The organism is Neolewinella aquimaris (genome assembly GCF_014197245.1).
Classification (GTDB): Bacteria; Bacteroidota; Bacteroidia; order Chitinophagales; family Saprospiraceae; genus Neolewinella; species Neolewinella aquimaris.
Genome location: NZ_JACIFF010000007.1, coordinates 110,388 through 131,566 on the forward strand (window position 1 = coordinate 110,388; position 21,179 = coordinate 131,566).

The following is a 21,179-nucleotide window of genomic DNA, read 5'->3' on the forward strand; positions in this document are numbered from 1 at the left end:
GGCGTTACCCGTTGACCAGACTCATCTCGGTGACGTACTGCGTCGGCGTGCTGCCGTATTCCTTCTGGAAGCACTTCGAGAAATATTTGGGGTTGCTGAATCCAGTCATGTAAGCTACTTCGGAGACCTGAAACTTGCGCTGTTGCAGCAGCAGGGCCGCCTTTTTGAGCCGGTACCGCTTGATGAAGTTTGCGGGGGCTTCCTGGAGGAGGCGTTCCATGTATCGGTATAGGGTGGGCCGGCTCATTGCCAGTTCTGTAGCGAGAAATTCCACGTTCAGGGACCCGGAGGCGTGGTGTTCCTCCATCAGCTGGTTGAGTTGCTGTAGAAACTGCTCGTCGGCGGAGAGCAGTTCGTCCGGGTTGGTGGGTTCGATGGTGTACACCCTGGGTCGGTCGTCGGTCGCCTGCTCGAGGCGTTTGCGTTCGGCGAAGAGGCTCTTCATGCGCCACATTAAAAGCTCTCCGCTGAAGGGCTTTTCGATGATGTCGGTGACGCCCGCCCGCAGGGCTTCCAGCTTGAGGTGCTCGCTGTAGCGGCCGGTCAGAATCAGGAAGGGGACGTGGGTCAGTTCGGGATCGGCCCGGACGTGAGCGAGCAATTCCAGGCCGTCCATTTCGGGCATCTGGAGATCGCTAAGGATCAAATCCGGTTTCCGGTCGACGGCGATCGCTAAGCCCTGCCGGCCGTCGGCGGCTTCCAGTATAGCGAATGCGGGTTGTAGGGTATCCCGGATCAGCTCCCGGATTCCGTCGTTGTCTTCCACCACCAGTATCGTGCCGCGCGACTCGGCTTCCACCCCTCCGGTGTCCCCCACGAGGGCATCGGTTGGAGAGATTGCCGCCAGGTGACCGATCGAGCGATAGAATTCTTCGCCGACGGGCAGCAGAAGTTTGACCTCGGTAAAGCTGCCCTCCTCGCTCTGGAGATGGATGGTGCCGTGGTGGAGATTTACCAACCGGGCCACCAGTTCCAACCCGATGCCCGTACCCTCGATCGCGGAACCGTCGACGGTTTCCGAGCGGTAGAAGCGCTCGAAGATTTGCTGCAGTTCTTCCTTGGCAATTCCAATGCCGGTGTCCCGTACGGTAATCTGTAATTCCGAGGTGCTATCGGGCGGGTACCCGACCTGCATTTTTACCGATCCACCTTCGGGCGTATATTTTATGGCGTTATTAAGCAGGTTAAGGAGGATGATCTCCAGCACGTTCGCGTCAAAGAATGCTTCCGCGCGACCGGCGGGAAAGTGCTTGCGTAGCTCGACCCCCCGAATCAGGGCCAGATCGTGCACCCGGTCGTAGACACCATCGAGGAATGGCGCGAGGACGTGTGGTTTTACGCGTAGCTGAAAGCCCCCGTCTTCGGTGCGGCGCATTTTCATTACGCGGTCCGACAGTTGCTTGAGGCGCAGGGCGTTCTGGTAGATCCGTTGTACGGCGACCTGATCGACTTCCTTTCCCTGCATCACCCGCTCCAGCGGTCCGAGAATGAGGGTGAGCCGATTGCGCATTTCGTGGGAAATGTCCGACAGATAGATCATCTGCCGGTTTTGCCGCCGAATGGTAGCCCGATTGCGCGCCAGCTTACGCCGGAGCCGTACCCAGTTGGCCCGGACCAGCCACCCGCCCATCAATAGAGTTAGGATGAGTAAGCCGTAGATTGCCAGGGCGGTGGACGTAAGTAGCGGATGCGCGCCTACCCGAAAGGAGAAGCGGGCGGGGTATTCGTTCCAGTACCCGTCGGCGTCGCTGTTGGTTACTTCGAGGGTGTAGGAACCCGCCGGCAATTTGTGGTACACGATCTCCCGTTCGCCGGGCCGGCCGATGTTCCATTCCTGCTCCAAACCGGTGATGCGGTAGGCGTAACGGACCCGGTCGGCTGCCGAAAGATTGAGTGACGTCACGGTTACGGTGAAGCTGTTTTCCCGGTGACTGAGTTCGCTCGGGAAGTCGGTTGCCGCATCGAGACCTGTGTCCCGGTCCTCGGTCATACCGTCTGCTCCCATCACCCGGAAGTCCGTCAACCTAACTTGTACTTCGGCCGGCGGTCGGGGACCGGATTTGGGGACTACCTCGGCGAATCCAACCAGGCTACCGAAGTACAGGTGGCCGTTTTCATCGTTGGCTACGCTCTGGTAAGAAAAGTCCTGGTTGACGAAGAGGTCGTTGTTGCTGTATTCCCAGAAGGGGACCATTTCGTCCGGCAGGTAGTGGGCCAGGCCATTGCTCGTACTGAGCCAGAGTTCGCCGTCTCCGGTTTCGCCGATCGAGCAGACTGTCAGGTCGGGCAGGCCGTCCTCCAGTCCGAACGATTCGAATCGTTGCCGGTGTTCGTCGAAGCGTGCGACCCCGCCGCCCCGGGTAGCCGCCCAGATGCTGCCGGAGCGGTCTTCGTACAGGTGGAGAATGCCATTGACCTTGAGGCCGGATCCATTCCCCTTGTTGAAGGTTTCTACCGGTCCTCCGGTAAGCCGAACGCGTTTAACGCCCGCACCCCGGGTACCGATCCACACGCGGTCCTGACGGTCCTTGAGGAGGGTGAAGACGGGATCATCACCAAAATGCGGGGTGAGGGAGTCAAAGACGGGGAGGCCCTCCCCTGCGTCCTGGGTTACGACGCGGTGTAGTCCGTTGCTCCAGGTTCCGATCCACCATTCGCCGGGCCGGACTTCCAGCAGCGGAATAGCGTACGAACCAAAGCGTGCCCACTCCCGTGGAGATGCGGGTTGGGTCCGCTCCCGCCCGAGCCCAATCTCGATGATGGAGTTGTCTGCCGACAGCCACAGAGCGGTATCGGCGTCGCGTACGCTGTAAATTTCCCTTTCATCGATGGTGGCGGGTAATTCCACGTGCTCGTATGCGTCCGTTGGCGGATGATAAGCGTATAGTCCGCTATTCTCCGTCGTGATCCAGATACGCCCTTGGGCCAGAGCGGATTCGAGATGGAGTATTTTACTGTACTCGGGCTGGTAACCCGCATCGTCGACCATATGGTGGCGGAACCGGTCCGGTCCACCGGCGATTCGTGCGACCCCACGCAGACTTCCCACCCACAGGCAGCCCTGCCGGTCGGTCAGTAAGGAGGTGATCTGGTTATTTTCGAAGTACTCGTGATCGGGGCGGTAGGGTACAAACCGGTTGTCGGTGTCGGTCTGGTTTCGGTAGTACAGTCCGGCGTCCGTCGCGACCCATTCGTGTTGCTTTCCGTCCGTGCTGCGGGCCAGTACCGTACCTGACACTCCCGGCAACGCTTCGGGGGAAGTAGCGTCATGGAGTGGTTCCAGAGCGAGTAGCTGCAGGTTCTTACGGTCGAAAGTAGCGCGACTATTTCCCGTAAGAATCACTTCATTTGCCACAGAATCGAAGGCAATGGATACGGTCCGGGATGTTCCTAGTCCGAGCACATCGACGTCGATCGGAGCGATCGCATCTTCCGGGGGAACTGCATTAAGTCCGGTTGCCAAATGGAGCAGCCCCAGCGTACCGACCACGCCCCAGGCCCGTCCCGTTTCATCGAACGTGATCTGGCGAACGTAGTGCCGGTGGAAGTACGACCGGAACCGCTTAGTGCGTGGGTCGTAGATCGAGACACCGCTTTCGGTGGTGACCCAGATATTGCCCTGCGGTCCCTGGGTGATGCTACTGATCGTGTTATTGATCAGCGCGGTGCTGTCGGTGTGGTCCGCCACAAAGTGCAGTGCCTCGTACCCATCGTAGCGGAAGAGCCCGCTCCGGGTGCCGATCCACAGATAGCCTTCCTCATCCTGTAACAGGGAGGTTACGACTTGCCGGGGCAGTTCTGGAACGTTCGTAATTGTGCGGTTCTGGCCGGTTAGTGGTAGCCCGAGTATTGCGCACAGCACTCCCACCAGGGCCTTCGATCCCAAAAAATTAGATAGCCGGGAAGTTCGACAGCCGGGCTGCCAACGGAGGTGCATTCAGATCGATGTTCACGGGGTAGCTCCCCGACTTGGCCGGTCCTAGTGATTCGGCGGTACGCTTAGGCTAAAGATAAAAAACGAAAAGCAATAACCTACACCGGGCTTGCGCCCCGCTTAGTCCTTTACGGGCCACAGGGGGTGAAGGGTGCGGGCAGTATCCATGATCTCGCTGATTTCAGCTACTACGGCCGGATGATCGTCCGCTACATTCTCCGACTCGTCGATGTCCTCTTTCAGGTTATAGAGCTCGACTGGTCCCCGGGGTTCCATACGCACCGCCTTCCACTTGTCTTTCCTGACTGCCTGATTGGTGGACTTCCGCTCATGAAATTCCCAGTACAGGTATTCATGCTCCTGCTGACGGTCTGTTTCCCCCAGAAGGGTTGGAGCCAGGGAAATGCCGTCGGTACGGTAATCCCCCAAATCGGTCCCCGCCAGATCGGCAACCGTCGGCAGGATATCCCAGAAGGAAGAAATGAGGTCGCTCTCGGCGGGTTGCCGAATAACGCCTGGCCAGTACGCAATGAAGGGTACGCGGATGCCCCCTTCGTAAAGATCGCGCTTCTGTCCCCGCAGTGGTCCGGCGCTCGCAAACTGCTCGGGCACCGCGCCGCCCTCCGCGTGGGGCCCGTTGTCGCTGCTAAATAAAATGAGGGTGTTGTCGGCCAGCCCCATCGCTTCGAGGGCTTCCTTAATGCGGCGGGTGTCGCGGTCGATGCGGACCACCATGCTGGCGTAGGCAGCGAAGGGCTGGTTCTGGCTCCCGTAGGCACCGAAGTCCGGGCCGTAGTCGGCCGAGTCGCCTCCGCCCTGCTTACCCTTCGTGAAGGGTCGTTCGTCAAACTGCCCTGCGAACCGCTGAAAAAGGGTGTCTTCGGGCACCAGCATTTCGGCGTGTGGGGTGGTGTAGGCCAGGTAAACGAAAAAGGGCTGATCGGCGGGGACCGATTCAATGAAGCCGATCGCCTCATCGGTGTACAGGTCACCGCTGTAAGTGCCCATCCGTCTGCCCTGGTTTCCGGGGACGGCTTCCCGTTTTCCGTTTACGTAGACGCTATCGGGATACTGATAGTGTGCATAAGCCTGGTTCAGCACGCCGTAGCTATAGTCAAAGCCCTTCTTGAATGGTTCTCCGGTGGTCCCGTCCATGCCCATTCCCCATTTGCCGATGGCTGCCGTGTGGTAACCGGCATTTTGGAGGACTTCGCCCAGGGTGAGATCATCGGGGCGCAGGGGCAGTTCGGCACCGAATCCACGGGGACCGGTCTCGTAGTTGCCGCGCACGTAGGAGGTGCCCGTGTGGCGCCCCGTCATTAGAGACGCCCGGGAAGGGGCACAAACCGTACTACCCGCATAGTGTTGGGTGAACCGGATACCGCGCGCCGCCATATCATCCAGCGTCGGCGTTTGAAAGTTGGTCTGACCGTAACAACTCAGATCGCCGTATCCGAGATCGTCGGCCAAGATGTAGACGATGTTGGGCGGCGTCGCGCCGGAGGGAGATTCCGTAGCGGTTTCCGCCGGAGCCTGACAGCCGGACAAGAGCAGGGCGCCCACCCAGGCATAGAAGTACCGTTTCACCTGCCACATACACAGTCTCACTAAAAATTGGGGTTAAAGGGAATAGGTTGGAAAGGCTTCTCTCACTTGCCGAGGTAGGCTTCCTGTGCGAAGGAGAATACGGTGGATGGACTGCGGCCGTTCCGCAAGCGTTCCTTCATTTCAGCGACGACCTCCGGATGCTGGGCGGCCACGTCGTTTTCTTCTCCCGGGTCTACCGATAAATCGTAGAGTTCAACATCGCCATCGAGGCCTACTTCGTTTACGTTGTACCGCACGGCCTTCCAGTCGCCGCTCCTTACGGCCTGACGGCCCTTGCGTTCGTGGAACTCCCAGTACAGTTGGTCGTGCTGTTTTTGCTCACCGTCTCCGAGAAGGGTAGGTACCATCGAGATACCGTCCGTTTGCAGGGGATCGGGTGCCCCGGTAAGTTCGGAGAAGGTGGGAAAGAAGTCCCAGAAGGCGGAAACGTGATCGCTTTCGCTACCGGCGGCAATTTTGTCCGGCCACACGGCGATCATCGGTACGCGGATGCCCCCTTCGTAAAGGTCGCGCTTGTAGCCCCTGAGCGGGCCGTTGCTGTCAAAGTAGTCCGGATCGGCGCCTCCTTCCTGATGCGGACCGTTGTCGGAGGTAAAGATGATGATCGTGTTGTCGGCAATACCGAGTTCGTCCAAGCGCCGGGTGATATCACCCACCTGGCGATCGAGGATATCGATCATCGCCACGAAGGCGGCGTGGGGGGTTTCCTGGGAAGAATAGGGGCCGTCCCGGTAATTTTCATCTTCCGGTTCGGCGCCGTCGTAGGGCTTGTCGTCCGCGATCGTTTCCCGGAACGGGGCCAGGATCGAATCCGGAGCGATCAGTTCCGCGTGGGGGATGATGCTCGGTATGTAGAGGAAGAACGAAGTATCGGCGTGGTCCTCGAGAAAGGCCATGGTCCGATCGTGAATCAGGTTCGGAGCGTAGGTACCCTCCTGTGAGCCCTCGTTGTCTTCCAGTACGAGCTTGTCGCGGTTGTGCCATAGGTGGCGGGGGTAGTAATTGTGTCCGAGCCGCTGGCAATTGTAACCAAAGAAAGTATCGAATCCCTGGTGGGTGGGATCCCCCTCGGAGCCGGGGAAACCTAACCCCCACTTCCCAAAGCCCCCCGTTACGTAGCCGGCCTCCCTCAACGCTTCGGCCATGGTGAAGATGCTATCCGGCAGGGGGTACTGCCCTTCCGGCTTCACCTCGTAGTTACCCCGAATGAAGGTGTGTCCGGTGTGAAGTCCGGTCAGGAGAGCCGACCGGGAAGGGGCGCAAACCGTCGCACCGGAATAGTGCTGGGTAAACCGCATGCCCCGGTCCGCCAGCCGGTCGATGTTGGGGGTCGAGAACCGTTGCTGACCGTAGCTGCTTAGGTCCCCGTATCCCAGGTCATCGGCCAGAATGAAGATAATGTTGGGCGGCGCCGGCGCATCCGCCGCATCTCCATCGGCAGCTTCCCCCGGCCCGCAAGCTGTATACAGGCCAAAGAACAGACATAAACTGAGCAACTTCGCAAACGTGGACATAGGTCGGGCTTCTGATGGATACTGGCTACCGGTAGCCGTTGTTTGAGGGATCGGTTTCGAGCAGGTTGGGGTTGAGCTGAATTTCTTCCAGGGGAACGGGGAGCAGTACGTGCTTGGGCTCAATGTTGTTGCCCGGATTATTCCAGGGGCGGTGCTCGGTAGCCTTAACGGTTTCCAGCAGGATGCCCCAGCGGATGAGGTCCATGCGGCGGTGGCCCTCGGCGGCCAGTTCCCACTTGCGTTCGTCGTACATGGCTTTGCGGAACTCGTCCTGGCTCATGCCGCTCCAGGGCTTGTCCGGCTCGAAGGCGCGGGCGCGCACGGCATTCACGTATTCGTACGCCCCGTCGGGACCGTTTAGCTCATTCTCGGCTTCGGCGGCCATCAGGTAGATGTCGGCCAGGCGGAAGACGATGTAGTTCTCCGGGTGATTGCCGCGGGGGGAATTTTCCTGATCGAGATTCCAGTTCTTGCGGTAGTAGGGAAAACTGAGTTCGTAGCCCCGGTACTTGGTGACGATGGAGGCCGTGTACCGCATATCCCCTTCCTCCCAGTTGGTTGAGTCGGCGATCTCGGGCAGGGGAATAGCCCAGCCGAATCCCGTCATACCTTCGCCGTAGGAGGCCAGTAGGTCACTATAAAGTTCTACCCGGGTGGGGGTGCCGGGGCCACCGGGACGGTCGTTGCGATTGGCGGGCTCGTCGCGGATCCGGGGGTTATAATCGTCGGTGCGGGAGGTATTGCCGTCGCCAAATACGGGGTCGCGGGTGAAATCCACCACGTAGATGTACTCGTCGTTATACTGATTTGCGGGATCGCTCTGGTCGAATACGTCAGCGTAGTTGTCGAGCAGCCGGTGGGGCGAGTTTTCGATGATGCTCACCGACTCGTCCAGCGCATCCTGCCATTCCCGGTCAAACAGGTGGTACTTGGCCTTAAGCGCGGTAGCGGCCCACTTAGAGGCGCGACCGAGATCGGATCCGGAATACGACGCAGGAAGCAGACCGATGGCGCGCTCCAGGTCCGCCTTCATTTCCGTCCGGATCATGTTCCGATCGGAGCGGGTAATGGTTGAGAGCTCCTCGGTAGAAGGTAATTCCCGGAAGTAAGGCACGTCACCCCACAGGTTGGTCAGGTGGTAGTAGGCCAGCGCACGGAGGAACAGCAACTCACCCAGTGCCTGGTCCCGGGCCCCTTCCGAAAGGTTTTCGTTTCCCTCGATGCTGTTGATGAAGAGGGCCGTGTTACGGGCCATCTCGTACAGGGAGTTCCAGGTGCCGGAGCCGTCCGATACCCCTTCGTCGATCAGGTAATTGTGGACCTGTCCGTTGACGTTGCGGCTGGGGCCGACGACATCCGCCCCATTTACGTAGTAGTTGTCGAGGCCGCGGGTGCGGTACAGGCTGGTACGGTAAAGGATCCGGTAAACGCCGTTTACGGCCAGCTCTGCCTCCGCGTCGTTGTTGAAGAAATTATCCGTAGTGATGCCGTCCCGGAATTCCTCGTCGAGAAATTCAGTGCAGCTGGTCAGCGGCAGTAGGATGACCGCCAGCAACAGGAAGAATGGAGTTGTGCTATAGTTTTTCATTGCTTTTCTGTTCTGTTGGATTAGAAGGAGGCGTTCAGTCCGAAAGTGAAGGACCGCGAGTAGGGGTACTCACCGGCGGCAACCCCCTGCTCCAGGCCGGAGCCGTAGTTGCTGACCTCCGGATCGCCGAAGGACCAGTTGGTGATCAGGAACAGGTTGTTGCCCGTCACGTAAAGTTTCAGGTCACGGACCACTCCGTCAAGACCGATGTTTCCTACCGGCAGATCGTAGCTCAGGCTCACCGTCTTCAGTCGGAGGAAAGAAGCATCCTCAATACCTAAGGTGTTGTTCGGATTGAACAGACTTGTCGAAGCGCCGGCGCGGGGAATGTCGCTCGTCTCGTTGATTCCCTCTTGCCAACGATTGACTACCCCGGGCAGGAGGGTCTGGTCGCCCCGACCGAAAAGTCCGGTTTGGGCCACGCCATTGTATCCGTCATTGCCGTAGGAACCCTGAAAGAAAATGTCCAGGGAAAAGTCCTGGTAGTTGAAGGTGTTGCGGATCCCGCCGTAGAAATCAGGCTGGGGGTTTCCTATTACCACGTAATCCAGATCGTTGATCACGCCGTTGCCGTCCTGGTCCAGGTATCGGGGTCCGCCGACGAAGGCGCGTCCCTCAAAGCCATCGGCAACAATGGCCTCCTGGTCCTTATAGGTTCCGAGGTAGATGGCACCGACAAATACGGGAGCCGGTTGTCCCGGTATCAGGCGTACGCCCGCACCGCCCTGGTTGGTGGGCTGACGTAGGTTGATGAACTCATCGCCACCCAAATCCAGTACCTCGTTGCGGTTGGCCGATACCGTCAGCTGGGTCTCCCAGGTGAAGTCGCCGCTGGATATATTGAAGCTACGCAGGGCAAATTCTACCCCCTCGTTGCGAATGGAGCCGACATTCTGTAGCTGGCTGCCACCGGCGGTGCCGGGAAGGTCGCGGTTCAGCAGCAGGTCCTCGGTGGTCTTCCGGTAGTAATCGGCTTCAATAAAGATCCGATCCTGCCAGAGCCCCAGTTCGAAGCCCAGGTCAAGCTGCTGGGTGGTCTCCCACGTGAGGTTACGACTGGGCAGGCTGCCGATCAGGACGCCGTTGACGAGCGTCTCGTTGAAGTAGGCGTTCACGTTGTTGAAGCGGGCAATGGAATTGTAGATCGGCACGCCCTGCTCGCCCACTTCGCCGAAGCTGCCGCGGATCTTGAGGCGGGAGATCACGTTTGATTCGCTCAAAAAGGGCTCGCTGTGGACGTTCCACGCGACGCCGACGGAGGGAAAAAAGGCATACTTGTTGCCGTCCTCGAAGACCGAAGAGCCGTCCCGCCGCCCCGTGAGGGAAATGAGGTATTTGCTGCTGAAGCTGTAGTTCAGGCGGGCGAAGTAAGAAACGAAGGTCCGCCGGGAGTAACCGGAACTGAGCTGGTAGGTCGATGGGTCGGAGCCGAAGGATAGGTTGTTGAACTGTACCACGTCGTTCGGGAAACGCTCGGCGTTGGCGCTGAAGCCCTCGCTCTCGTTGCGCTGCAGCGAAAAGCCCCCCAGTACGTTGAAACCGTGGTTGCCTACGTCAAAGGTGTAGGTGGCGGTATTTTCGTTCAGCAGGTCGTTGCTCTGCACGGTATTGATGCTGGCGTAGCCGCCCGCTCCGTCGATCAGGCGCTCGGGAAGGGCGCCGGGGAGGTAAAAGTTGCGCTTGTACGAGCTGATCTCCGCGCCGAAGCTCGTCTTCAGCAATAACCCGGTGATGGGCTCCAACTGTAGGTAAGTGTTGGCGAGCAGGTCGTTGTCGTAGCGGTTGTCGACGCGTAGTTCCTGATCGGCTACCGGGTTACGCTGCACACTGGCACTTACAGGGTTGATGGCGGTGTATTCCCCATCCGCGGTGTACACTTCCCGCGTCGGCAGTACGCTATTGACGATCTGTGAGTAATTCACCTTGTTGTTCTCCCGGTTGGTGCGCGACAAATTGACCCGGATGCCAGTGGTCAACTTATCGGAGATCTTGAAGTCCAGATTCGTCCGCAGGGCGTAGCGCTGGAAGCCGGAGCTTTTGATCACGCCTTCCTGGTCGAAGCGGTTCATCGATACGTAGTAGTTGGTCTTCCCCGTGTTGCCCCGGATCGAAAGGTCGGTATTTACGATCTGACCGGGCTGGGTGATTATTCCCAGCCAGTCGGTGCTGGGCGCGGAGGCCGGATCGTCGAAGATCAGCGGCAGACTCGGATCGATCACACCAAAACCATCGGGGCCCGGGACGAACTGCGCAGCTTCGTTCACGTAGTTGGCGTAGTCCTCGCCGGTAAGTAGTTCGACCTGGTTGATGACATTCTGCACCGTATAGTACTGATTGATGGATACCACCGGACGCTCCGTACTCAGATTAGCGCCGGTCTTGGTAGTGACCAGCACGACACCGGAGGCACCCCGCGTACCGTAGATGGCCAGGGCGGTCGCGTCCTTGAGCACCTCGATCGACGCGATGTCGTTGACGTTCAGCGTATTTAGATCGAAGTCGGACCCCGCTATGAACCCGTCGATGACGAAAAGGGGGTTGTTGTTGCCGTTCACCGAGTTCGTTCCCCGGATGCGAATGGTAGTACCACTGCCCGGCGTCCCGTCGTTGGAGGTCACCGACACACCCGTGGCGCGGCCCTGCAGCGCCTGATCGAGTCGCGATACCGGTTGATTTTCCAGTGCGTCGCCCTTAATTTGGGCTACGGAAGAGACCAAGTCGCGCTTCTTTGTCACGCCGTAGCCAACCACCACCACCTCGTCAATGAGCTGGGCGTTCTCCAAAAGAGTAACGTCTATTTTCGTTTGGTTGCCCACCGGAACGCGCTGAGTGGAAAAGCCAATAAAGGAAAAGACCAGGGTATCACCAGGAGAGGCCATTACCTCGTATTCCCCATCGAGACCGGTTGCGGTGCCGGTTCCCGCGGGTTCGACGGTGACGTACACTCCCGTCAGAGGAAAGTCGTCGCCATCCTGTACAATTCCGCTTACGGATTGCTGGCCGTACGCAACCGACGCAAGCAGCACCAGAGCCGAAAGTAATTTATGTTTTAGCATGACCGATAATTTAGATTAAGTTGTGTACCGTGAGCAAACGAAATTCTGCTATCTCGCCGTTGAGCAAAACTAATTGCCGGTACACTACCGGAAGTTTCCGTCCATCTCTATCGGGGGTAACAAATCGTTCACCCGCTACATCGCCTTCAGTCAGGGGCAGGGCGGGCGCGCAGGTGCCAGGCCAATTCGTCTCAAAGCGGTGCAATTGGTGATTCACCCGTCGCGACGGCTTTCAGCCGTCAAGTAGCGACGGCCTTCAGCCGTCACGCTGCTTCCAAAAATAATTGAGGGCACCCACCCCACGACAGCTTGCCAGCTGAAGCCAGCGCTACTGTTACGACGGCCTTAAGAGCAGCTTGATGGCTAAAGACCGTCGCTACAGGGCCTTTTCCAGCTTTCTCTCCTCCTTCACTTCATTCACCCGCTTGGCGAGGGCGGCGAGGATATCCTGGGCGGCGGTGAGGCTGTACACCCGCTCCTTAATGAGGCTGAGGCGGCGGGGCGTCTGTTTGAGCTGTAGGCCACGCAGTTTTCCTTCGGCGGCGATAATTCCGCTGAGGGCCTTGAAGATTTCGGAGTCGTAGTAAAGCGACTGGGCGTCCTCGACGAAGAAACACAGCAGCTTATCGTTCTTGAGGACGACGCGATCGAAGCCGAGTTCGCGACACAGCCACCGGAGGCGGAGGCCGTCAAAAAGCTCCTCGACCTGGGTGGGGAGCGGACCAAAACGGTCCTTTAGACCGTTGGCGTAGGCTTGCAGGCGATCCTCGTCCTCAATGTTGTCGAGGTCCTGATAAAGACGGAGGCGCTCCTGGGTGGATTCGACGTAATCCGTAGGGATATGCATTTCCGTATCCGTCTCGATCGTCACCTCACGCACGAAGTCGCTTCCTTCGGTCATGGAGTCCGCGAAAACGTCCCGAAATTCTCCCTGCTTGAGTTCCCGTACGGCTTCTTCTAGAATGCGCTGGTAGGTTTCGTAGCCGATGTCGGCGATGAAGCCCGACTGTTCTCCTCCCAGTAAGTTACCGGCACCGCGAATGTCGAGGTCCTTCATCGCGATGTTAAACCCGCTGCCGAGGTCGCTGAATTCTTCCAACGTACGCAGTCGCTTGCGCGCATCGGGCGTAAGGACGCTGAGCGCGGGAGCAATGAGGTAACAGTACGCCTTCTTGTTGGAGCGCCCTACCCTGCCCCTCAGCTGGTGCAGGTCACTGAGGCCGAACTGGTGGGCGTTGTTGATGATGATGGTGTTGGCGTTAGCAATGTCAAGGCCCGTTTCGATGATGTTGGTACACACCAGCACGTCGTAGCGGCGATCGATAAACTCGATGAGCGTCTCCTCCAATTCCTTGGGGTCCATTTGTCCGTGGGCGGTGGCGAATTGGATGTCGGGACAGAGCTTTCGCAACATGGTCACCATATCGACCAGCGACTTGACCCGGTTGTGGACAAAGAACACCTGCCCGCCCCGGCTCACCTCCTGCTCGATGGCCTCCTTAATCACCTCCTCGTTGAACTGTCGCACCTCGGTATGAATGGGCTGGCGGTTGGGCGGCGGCGTACGGATGACGGAAAGGTCGCGGGCGTTCATGAGGCTGAACTGCATGGTCCGCGGTATGGGGGTGGCGGTCAGCGTAAGCGTGTCGACATTGACCTGGATAGCACGTAATTTTTCTTTCGCCTTAACTCCAAATTTCTGCTCCTCGTCGATGATGAGAAGTCCCAAGTCCTTGAACTCCGCCCGCTTAGACAAGATAGCGTGGGTGCCGATCAGGACGTCCAGCTTTCCGGCCTTGAGCCTTTTGAAGATTTCGGTCTTCTGCTTCGCGCTGCGGAAGCGGTTAATGTAGTCGACCGTGATGCCGAATTCGCCCAGCCGCTCGCTGAAGGTGCGGAAGTGCTGAAGCGCGAGGATGGTGGTCGGCACGAGTACGGCGACCTGCTTATTGTCGGCGGCAGCCTTAAAGGCGGCGCGTAGGGCGATTTCGGTTTTGCCGAATCCCACGTCGCCACAGATCAGGCGGTCCATCGGATGGGGCTTCATCATATCGCCCTTGACGTCGTTGGTGGCCTTGAGCTGATCGGGGGTATCTTCGTAAATGAAGCTGGCTTCGAGCTCGTTCTGAAGGTAACCGTCGGGGGGGAAGGCGTGGCCGGGGCTGGCCTGCCGCTTGGCGTAGAGCTTGATGAGCTCACCGGCCATGTCCTTCATTTTTTTCTTGGTCCGCGACTTGAGGTTCTTCCAGTGGTCGCCACCGATCTTATCCAGGCGGGGAAGCTGCCCGTCCTTGCCGCTGTACTTCGAAAGCTTGTGCAGGGAGTTGATGCCGACGTAGAGGATGTCGTTGTTCTTGTACACGAGGCGCACCGATTCCTGCACTTTGTCGTTGATCTCCAGCTTTTCCAGTCCGGAAAAACGGCCAACCCCGTGGTCGATGTGGACCACCATATCACCCGGAGTCAAGTCGCGCAGGAGCCGCAGGTTGAGGGCCTGGTCACGGGTAAAGCCCCGCCGTAGCTTGTACCGGTGGAAACGCTCGAAGATCTGGTGATCGGTATAGCAGGCCGACTCCAGTTCGGAGTCGATAAAGCCGGCGTGAACGGAAACGGGTACCGGCTCGAAGCGAACGTCGGCGTTGAGGTCGTGAAAGATCGAGTAGAAGCGCTCGATCTGCTTGGGGTTGTCGGTAAAGATGTAGTTGGTCAGTCCCGAGGAGGTATTTTCCAGCAGGTTGCGAATGAGCAACTCGAAGTTCTTATTAAAACTAGGCTGCGGCTTAGCCCGGCAGTCGATGGTCTCATCGATGGGGATGGGCTGCTTGTAGTCGCTGAAGAATACGATGGGTTTACCAGCCACGTCCTCTATCACTTCCCCCGGCCGGATAAAGGCCCGGTCGTCAAACAGTTGCTTGAGCTCATCGTCGTCGACCAGGGTGAGGTTTTTGCCAAGTTCTGTTGCCTTGGTGTAGGCCTCCCCGAGTCGGTCGAGCAGCAGCTGAAAATCCTTGAGCCAGATGGTGGTGTCTTCCGGCAGCACGTTGAAGATGCTCGTCTTCTGGCTACGCTCGAACTTGGTATTGATGTTGGGAACGATGCTTACGTAGGTCACCTTCTCGACCGAAAGCTGGTTCATCGGGTCGAAGGTGCGAATGCTCTCCACCTCATCGTCGAAGAGCTCGATGCGATAGGGATACTCGTTGCCGTAGCTATAAATATCGATGATGCCGCCCCGTATGCTGAACTGCCCGGGCTCGTAAACAAACTCTTCCCGCTTGAAGCCATACTCTACCAGCACCTCCAGAATGGTATCGACGTCGATGTCTTCCCCCTGCTGGATTTCGATGCGGCTCTTGGTCAGCACGTCCGGTGCCACCACCTGCTCGAACAGGGCTTCGGGATAGGTCACGACGATCTCCCCCTTCGACTGGCTGTGCGTCAGGTAATTGATCGTCTCCGTGCGCATCAGCACATTCGTCGGGTCCAGCACCTCGAAGTAGAGGGGACGCCGGAAGCTATCGGGCAGCAGTCGGATCTGCTTTTTCGGCAGCAGTGCCGCTATGGTATTCTGAATGTACGCGGCTTCTTCCTTATCGGTACCCACGATCAGGTAATGCCCGCCGGCCTTTCGGTAGCTCGCCGCGATCAGGAAGCTCTCCAGCGATCCGGCCAATCCCCGCAACTGAATACGCGGAGCTTCCTGCCCTGGTCTGGTTAATTGGGTAATCTTGGCAACTCTCGCACTCTCGGCGTAACGCTGCAGCAATTGCTCGGCAGGATTCAAACGGGTCTATTTTGTATAGTAACCGCGGAGAGGGAGGGAGGGTTCTGGGGAGTGGGGTAGTTGGGTAATATGGTAGTACTGTAGTACGGTAGGGGGTAGTACGGTAGGGGGTAGGCAAAATAATGAAGGCGTGACCGGACTTTCCCGATCACGCCTCCAATGTCTGCCTACCGTACTACCGTACAAATAGCCTACCGTACTACATCAGTAACTCCAAAGATCCTGCTCATAATTAAAGATCTCCTGCTTGATGCGCTCGGATTCGATGAGCTGTTCGCGGCCACTGCGCTCGGGACGGTCGATGCGTTGGTCGAGTACGTTGCTGGCCTTGGTAATGTAGCTGTTGAAGAAGCGATATTCGAAGACGTCCTCCCAGCTGCGGTTAGCGGCGTCGTTTCCGTAAGCAAAGGCGCTTTCATTGGCGAGTAGCTGACGGGCTTCGGGGTAGTACACCCAGAACATGGGACGCTCAATGGTACGGCCGGCGTTCTCGGTGGTTTCCTGGATCATGGGGGCGATGCCGAGGATGCGCACTTTCATGGTGCTGCTTTCCTTGTCGAAGAACCACATTTCCTGGATGCGGTAGCGAAGGACACTGGTGGGGTCGAAGATGCGCTCTTCGAGAACGATCTCTTCCTCGTAGGTTTCGGGGTTGACGACGCGGACGGAGTCTACGCCACCGGCCATGTTGGTCAGGGTCTTCTGGTCCATCACCATGGAGAAGTTGTCGCCGCCGATGGGGTCGAATACCCGCAGGTCGCCACTCTGGGCTGCTTCCAGCAGAATGGAAATGAGGGGGCGCTGGGGATTGATGAAGGGGAGGTTGATTTTTTCCTTTACGTCGATGATGCGCCAGATGCGACGTTTCCACATGATGTCGGCCTCCCGGAGGTGCTCGTAGGCAAGTACGCGGCGTTCGCGCAGCGCCTTGTTTTCGACTATGTCATTGAGGGGCGGCACGAACTCGCCATCCTGCATCAGGGGATTATCGTCCGCCACGCCGGGCAGCGTGAAGGTGTTGGACGGTTCCTCGGGATTACCGGTCGTCTGGGCCGACAGCGCGGTGGACGCAACCAGGGAAAAGAGGAGCACGAGACTATATACTGCCTTCATAGGTAGTGAAATGATGGGATGATTCATACGGACAGGGTAACAACGCGGTTGATCCCCGCCGTGGTATGTAAACGAAGTAAAACGGGCCTTCAGTAGCGCAAACTACGGAAGGCCCGGTAAAGTTGGTCGGCCAGCAGCCAACCTATCCTTAGCGAATCGTGAAGGACATGGTACCCAGGTCGCGCGCGGCGGCATCTCCGGGGCACTTGGCCTTGATGTTTTTGAAGGTGTAGTTGTCACCGGGCTTGGCACGACCGACGAGGGCGGCAGCTTGTCCACTGAATCCACTACCAGCATTGGTCGCTACGAGTGCGTCCTCCCGGGCGGGGATGTAGAGGATGTTGAATCCGGCAATGTTACACCGTGCGTCGAAGTCGAAGTTCTTCAGTTCGGCAAAGACACCCTTTTGGGCGCGGAAGGTCGAGTTGGCGATGTCGCCACCCTGCTGTCCGCCCATAGTAGGAACCGGGTCAGGGATCGGCTTCACGCGGAAGGGGAAGGTACCGAGCGTTTGTCCGCCGGCGGTTACCGTAACGTTGGTGGTTCCGACGCCGGTAGGACGTACGCCCTTTACAACGTAGCTGTTGCCCGATCCGGTACCGGTGATGGCGTCGCCGAAGCTGACGCGCACGTCGTTCGAGGCTACCCCGGCCGCGGCTACGGTAAGGGGGTTGTCAACACCCATGTAGAACACGTTCATCTTATCGGCGGAGACGGCCACCGAGCGGGTACCGATCTCGTAGGTGAAGGTGCCGCTCTCACGGGTTACTTCACCGGTGAGGGGGTTGGTTACCGCTACGCTGGTCTGAATGGTCTTGGGTCCGGGCGAGCCGCTGGCCGTGAGGCTAAAGTCGGCCGTACCGTCCGGCTTAATGTTCAGGCGCTGTCCGTTCACGCGCAGGTCGATGTTTTCGGGCTGCAGCGAAGAGGAGTAGCTACCTACGGACACGACGGCGTTAAGCCGCTCGCCACCAATGACGTAGCTCTTGTCCGCCTGAAAGACCGGGAAAAACTTGTCGAAGACGATCTGCTTACCGCCGGCCATTTGTACGATGTCGTTCACCAGGTTGGCTTCGGATACCTTGAGGTCAGACTGGATCTGCGACATCAGCGGTAGTACGGCGGCGAGGGGCATGTGACCAAACTTGTAGTCGGCCCAGCTTACCTTCTTATTGTTGGAGGTGCGCCAGGTTTCGTCGTCGACCTTGAAGGGCATGTTTTCCGCGACGCTCTGAATGCGCGCCTGAACTTCCTGCTGGTTTAGGTCGAGTGCTTCACCGTGCTCATTAAGCAGTTCGGAATAGATATCGACGAGGCGTTGGCGGGTAGCGGCAATGCGCTCTTTCAGTCGCTCACCTTCACCGAGACCTTCCCCGACTTGGCCCTTCGGGCCCTGTACTAGGAGGCGGGTGGTCACGTCCTTGTTCTTCTTTCCCTTAGGAGCAACAACGCCATGACTTTCGGCATAATCGCCTTCATTGACTTCGCCGTCGTTGTTACCGGAAACGTCGATAAGGGTATCGCGCAGTCCGTTGACGTAGTCGTTGAACGACTGCACTTCCTGGCGGATGGAGGTGATGGCGGGCTGCAGTACGCGGTACTTTGCCTTCGATTTGTCCTCCAGCAGGTCGTTGAGGCTGGTGACGGTTTCGCCGATCTGTTCGTCGACGGTGGCGATACTGTTCTGGTTGCCCTTATCGAGGGTCTGGAAGGCGTCCATCACCTCAGCGGAGACGTTGAGGGCCAGCAGCGCCATCAATACCAAGTACATGATATTGATCATCAACTGCCGGGGTTCCTTTGGAATTGACATATTTACTTTGTTTGGGTCGCCGCGCGGGAGCGGCGGCCATGGGGGGTGTTAGTTGTTGGGAGGGGGGGCTATGCAGTGGGGGCACGCATGGCGCTGATCATGTTCCCGTACACGTTGTTCAGGGTGGTCAGGTTGCCGTTGAGCTGCTGCATGTTCTTCTTGTACACCTTGGTCTCATCCGTAGTAGCGGCCAGGTCGGCCATGGCTTCGTTGAGCTTGGCGTAGAAGTTGCCCATTTGCTTGATCTGTGCGGAGGTACCGCTGAAGTCGGCTTCCTGAAGCGCCTTAAGGCTGCTCATGCTCTTGGACATGGTTTGAAGCTCCACCAGCATACCGCCGAGTTGCTCCTCGACGACTTCGCCGTTGAGGGCGGCTACCTGGGGAGCGGCGCTTACGCCACCGGTGGTCAGGGGCTGCACGTCGCCGTTGTACTTGGTCAGGCCGGGGTACAGTTTGTCCCAGTAGTAATCGGGCTCGGGGCCGAGGATGCCGATGAGCATGAAGAGAAAGGCTTCCACACCAAGGCCGATCGTCAGCAGGTCGAAGGTGACGCCACCGACCGTCGGCATTTCCCACGATTGGATTTTGTAAAGCGCACCCAGCATAACAACGGCCGCACCGACGCCAATGATGAAGTTCTTGGCGTACTTAAAGGCGGGTGATTTAGTAATGGCCATAAGAGAAGAATGATTTGGGGAATATTTGTTGGAGAGCGGTGCAAATGACTTGGTATAGCACCGTTTGAAATAACGCGGTTTTAACAGTTCTGGGTTTAGCGTTATTGCTTAGACGCACCGAAAATATGCATTTAGCCCCGCCAGTGACCTACTAATGTGTCATCCACTAAACAGCTCCGGCCGTTTGTCGTGCAACCGGGCGAGTTTGGGCTGGATGTAACGCCGGCAGAACGGCCGCTCCGGGTCGCTCCGGAAGTAGTCCCGGTGCTCCGGCAAGGAAGGTCGGAAAGCAACAAATGGAAGCACCAGCGTACGTAAGGAAAGTTCCGTATGCTCGGCCACCTCCCGGAGTAATTCCCGGTAATGAGCAGCATCCTCCGCATTGAAATAGTACACGGCTGACCGATACTTCCCCCGCAGTGCATGATCCGAGGTTGCAGCGTGCGTTTCCAGATGGGCGAGGATCAGTTGCACGGCACGGATTTCCGACTCGTCGTAGTGCACGATGACGGCCTCGGACAGAGCGTCGTAGGGAGACTCCGAGGCAATCCACCCCTGTTCGACCCGCACCACGCCCCGCAGGGAGACGAAAACGCCCTCCGTGCACCAGTGACAGCCGCCGCCCAACCCGATCCGTTTAAGTGAAGACACCCCCGTAAACGTCCTTACCGTACGGATGGATTAGTCAGGCAACTTCCTTTTTCTGACTATTGTAGATCAACCGCTGCCCTTCCCGCCGCACCGCCGCCGGAGAACGACCGAAAATGGATGCCAGCTTCTCCCCGTCGTTGGTATAACACATCGCCTCGATGAGCAAAGCCCGCTCCTCCCGGGTCCAGGGCTCAAATGCCCGCGGGAGATTCTTACGGGCACGCGCCATAAATTCCGGCAGCTGGTCGGAGGATTTGCGGAGTCCGAGTCCGATCACCTCGCGGTAAAGTTCGGTCGCTTTCTCATCGGATAGCTTGTCGAAGGCCGCCGTGGTGAAAAAATCGATAGCACGCCAGGGCTCGTTTACGGATTGCTTGATCTGGGGTGTTGATTTGTCATCCGGCCCCTCAATGACGGACTTATACCCCAGCAATAGTTCGCGGATCGCTTTGCGCGAGAACGTGCCCCGGTATTTGCGGTAGCCGGGCAGACCGCGAAGCCTCGGATCGGCGATGCTCCGACTACCGATAAGCACTTTCGCAACCTGCGTCACGGTGGGTTTATATTCTAGTTCCCTCAGTGCGCTACACAGCGCGAGCACCTCGGCTTCGGGAATGGGTTGGGTAGGAGCATCTCGGTTGGCCAAACTGCGGATGAACCCATCGAGCGACAGTTTGGTCGGCTGATCGAGGTGGAGGCGCAGGGATTGCAACAGGTCAATGAATTCGGGTGTAGTCACGGCAGCAAGTTTTCGTGGTGAGAAGTAGATTTCATCCACAAACTACCGGCAGCGAACACCCAAAATTCGTCACTTAAACGAGTACTTGCGTATTTAATCGTTTACAAACGGATATTATCTTCTATACGTTGAGCTTGCCGCTAACGCCGTCGTCCATTGTCTTACCTACAACTACGGAAGCGGCCATTTTAGCGAAGGCTACCACCTTTCCGTGCTGGGTATCCCAGTAATACCCCTCCTTCGGCTTGAAGTGGATCAGGCTCAGGTTCGGATCGGTGGGACCCTCCTGAAACCAGGTTTTGACCATCGGACTCCAGAGTTCTTTGGCTTTATCAAGGTTGTAGACCACGACGGCCTCCCCGTACAGACTCAGGTATTCCTGGTCGCTGGTGCTGCTATAGATCAACTGAGCTTCGGGATCCCGTTTCAGGTCGGCATTGCGATCGCTGTCCTTGGCACTGAAGAACCAGATCGAGCCGTCGTCTTCCACCTGCTGGGTAGACATGGGCGTGGTGCTGAAGGGTCGTGCGCCCAGGTTGGTGCAGAACATGGTGATGTCCTCGTCCGTAGCGATTTTCTTGATCTTTTCGATGGCTTCCCTGCTGAAGAGATTTTCGGTCTTTCCCATTGTTTTTTCTTCCTCCAACGTGCCGTGCGCCCCCGCTGTTCGGCCATTTCGGGCGGGACCGCAGGTGCAATGAA

The 21,179-nt window shown here is 58.0% G+C and carries 12 protein-coding genes; all 12 read right to left on the reverse strand.

From position 1 onward, the window contains the following. Positions 1–4 precede the first annotated feature (4 nt). Positions 5–3,886, reverse strand: a complete 3,882-nt coding sequence (locus GGR28_RS13690) for a hybrid sensor histidine kinase/response regulator transcription factor (RefSeq protein ID WP_183496374.1) — start codon at positions 3,884–3,886, stop codon at positions 5–7. Between the two features lie 168 nt (positions 3,887–4,054). Next, on the reverse strand, positions 4,055–5,542 hold the full coding sequence (locus GGR28_RS13695; protein ID WP_319936734.1) for an arylsulfatase: 1,488 nt from the start codon (positions 5,540–5,542) through the stop codon (positions 4,055–4,057). Between the two features lie 41 nt (positions 5,543–5,583). Beyond that, positions 5,584–7,056 (reverse strand): arylsulfatase, encoded by a 1,473-nt coding sequence (locus tag GGR28_RS13700; RefSeq protein WP_183496375.1) that lies wholly within the window; start codon positions 7,054–7,056, stop codon positions 5,584–5,586. A 25-nt stretch (positions 7,057–7,081) separates the two neighbouring features. Continuing rightward, a complete protein-coding gene (locus GGR28_RS13705) occupies positions 7,082–8,644 on the reverse strand; it encodes a RagB/SusD family nutrient uptake outer membrane protein (RefSeq protein WP_183496376.1) in 1,563 nt (520 codons plus the stop codon). Positions 8,645–8,664: 20 nt separating this feature from the next. After that, a complete protein-coding gene (locus GGR28_RS13710) occupies positions 8,665–11,700 on the reverse strand; it encodes a SusC/RagA family TonB-linked outer membrane protein (protein ID WP_183496377.1) in 3,036 nt (1,011 codons plus the stop codon). Between the two features lie 376 nt (positions 11,701–12,076). Then, on the reverse strand, positions 12,077–15,484 hold the full coding sequence (gene mfd / locus GGR28_RS13715; protein WP_183496378.1) for a transcription-repair coupling factor: 3,408 nt from the start codon (positions 15,482–15,484) through the stop codon (positions 12,077–12,079). 204 nt (positions 15,485–15,688) lie between these two features. Then, the gene (gene porN / locus GGR28_RS13720; protein ID WP_183496379.1) at positions 15,689–16,597 is read right to left on the reverse strand and encodes a type IX secretion system ring subunit PorN/GldN; all 909 of its coding nucleotides are present in this window, start codon (positions 16,595–16,597) and stop codon (positions 15,689–15,691) included. Between the two features lie 148 nt (positions 16,598–16,745). After that, a complete protein-coding gene (porM, locus tag GGR28_RS13725; protein WP_183496380.1) occupies positions 16,746–18,410 on the reverse strand; it encodes a type IX secretion system motor protein PorM/GldM in 1,665 nt (554 codons plus the stop codon). A 68-nt stretch (positions 18,411–18,478) separates the two neighbouring features. Next, the gene (locus GGR28_RS13730; RefSeq protein WP_183496381.1) at positions 18,479–19,087 is read right to left on the reverse strand and encodes a GldL-related protein; all 609 of its coding nucleotides are present in this window, start codon (positions 19,085–19,087) and stop codon (positions 18,479–18,481) included. Positions 19,088–19,246: 159 nt separating this feature from the next. Continuing rightward, positions 19,247–19,738 carry a peptide-methionine (S)-S-oxide reductase gene (locus GGR28_RS13735; RefSeq protein ID WP_183496382.1) on the reverse strand — a complete coding sequence of 164 codons (492 nt, stop codon included), beginning with the start codon at positions 19,736–19,738 and terminating at the stop codon, positions 19,247–19,249. A gap of 34 nt (positions 19,739–19,772) precedes the next feature. Next, positions 19,773–20,477, reverse strand: a complete 705-nt coding sequence (locus GGR28_RS13740; protein ID WP_183496383.1) for a hypothetical protein — start codon at positions 20,475–20,477, stop codon at positions 19,773–19,775. A 121-nt stretch (positions 20,478–20,598) separates the two neighbouring features. Next, positions 20,599–21,105 (reverse strand): pyridoxamine 5'-phosphate oxidase family protein, encoded by a 507-nt coding sequence (locus tag GGR28_RS13745; RefSeq protein ID WP_183496384.1) that lies wholly within the window; start codon positions 21,103–21,105, stop codon positions 20,599–20,601. Positions 21,106–21,179: the final 74 nt, after the last annotated feature.

Bases quoted from the DNA above. Each gene is read 5' to 3' on its own strand.
- porM (WP_183496380.1), bottom strand. From the start codon at position 18,410: ATGTCAATTCCAAAGGAACCCCGGCAGTTGATGATCAATATCATGTAC.
- GGR28_RS13710 (WP_183496377.1), bottom strand. From the start codon at position 11,700: ATGCTAAAACATAAATTACTTTCGGCTCTGGTGCTGCTTGCGTCGGTT.
- porN (WP_183496379.1), bottom strand. From the start codon at position 16,597: ATGAAGGCAGTATATAGTCTCGTGCTCCTCTTTTCCCTGGTTGCGTCC.
- GGR28_RS13700 (WP_183496375.1), bottom strand. From the start codon at position 7,056: ATGTCCACGTTTGCGAAGTTGCTCAGTTTATGTCTGTTCTTTGGCCTG.
- GGR28_RS13745 (WP_183496384.1), bottom strand. From the start codon at position 21,105: ATGGGAAAGACCGAAAATCTCTTCAGCAGGGAAGCCATCGAAAAGATC.
- GGR28_RS13730 (WP_183496381.1), bottom strand. From the start codon at position 19,087: ATGGCCATTACTAAATCACCCGCCTTTAAGTACGCCAAGAACTTCATC.
- GGR28_RS13705 (WP_183496376.1), bottom strand. From the start codon at position 8,644: ATGAAAAACTATAGCACAACTCCATTCTTCCTGTTGCTGGCGGTCATC.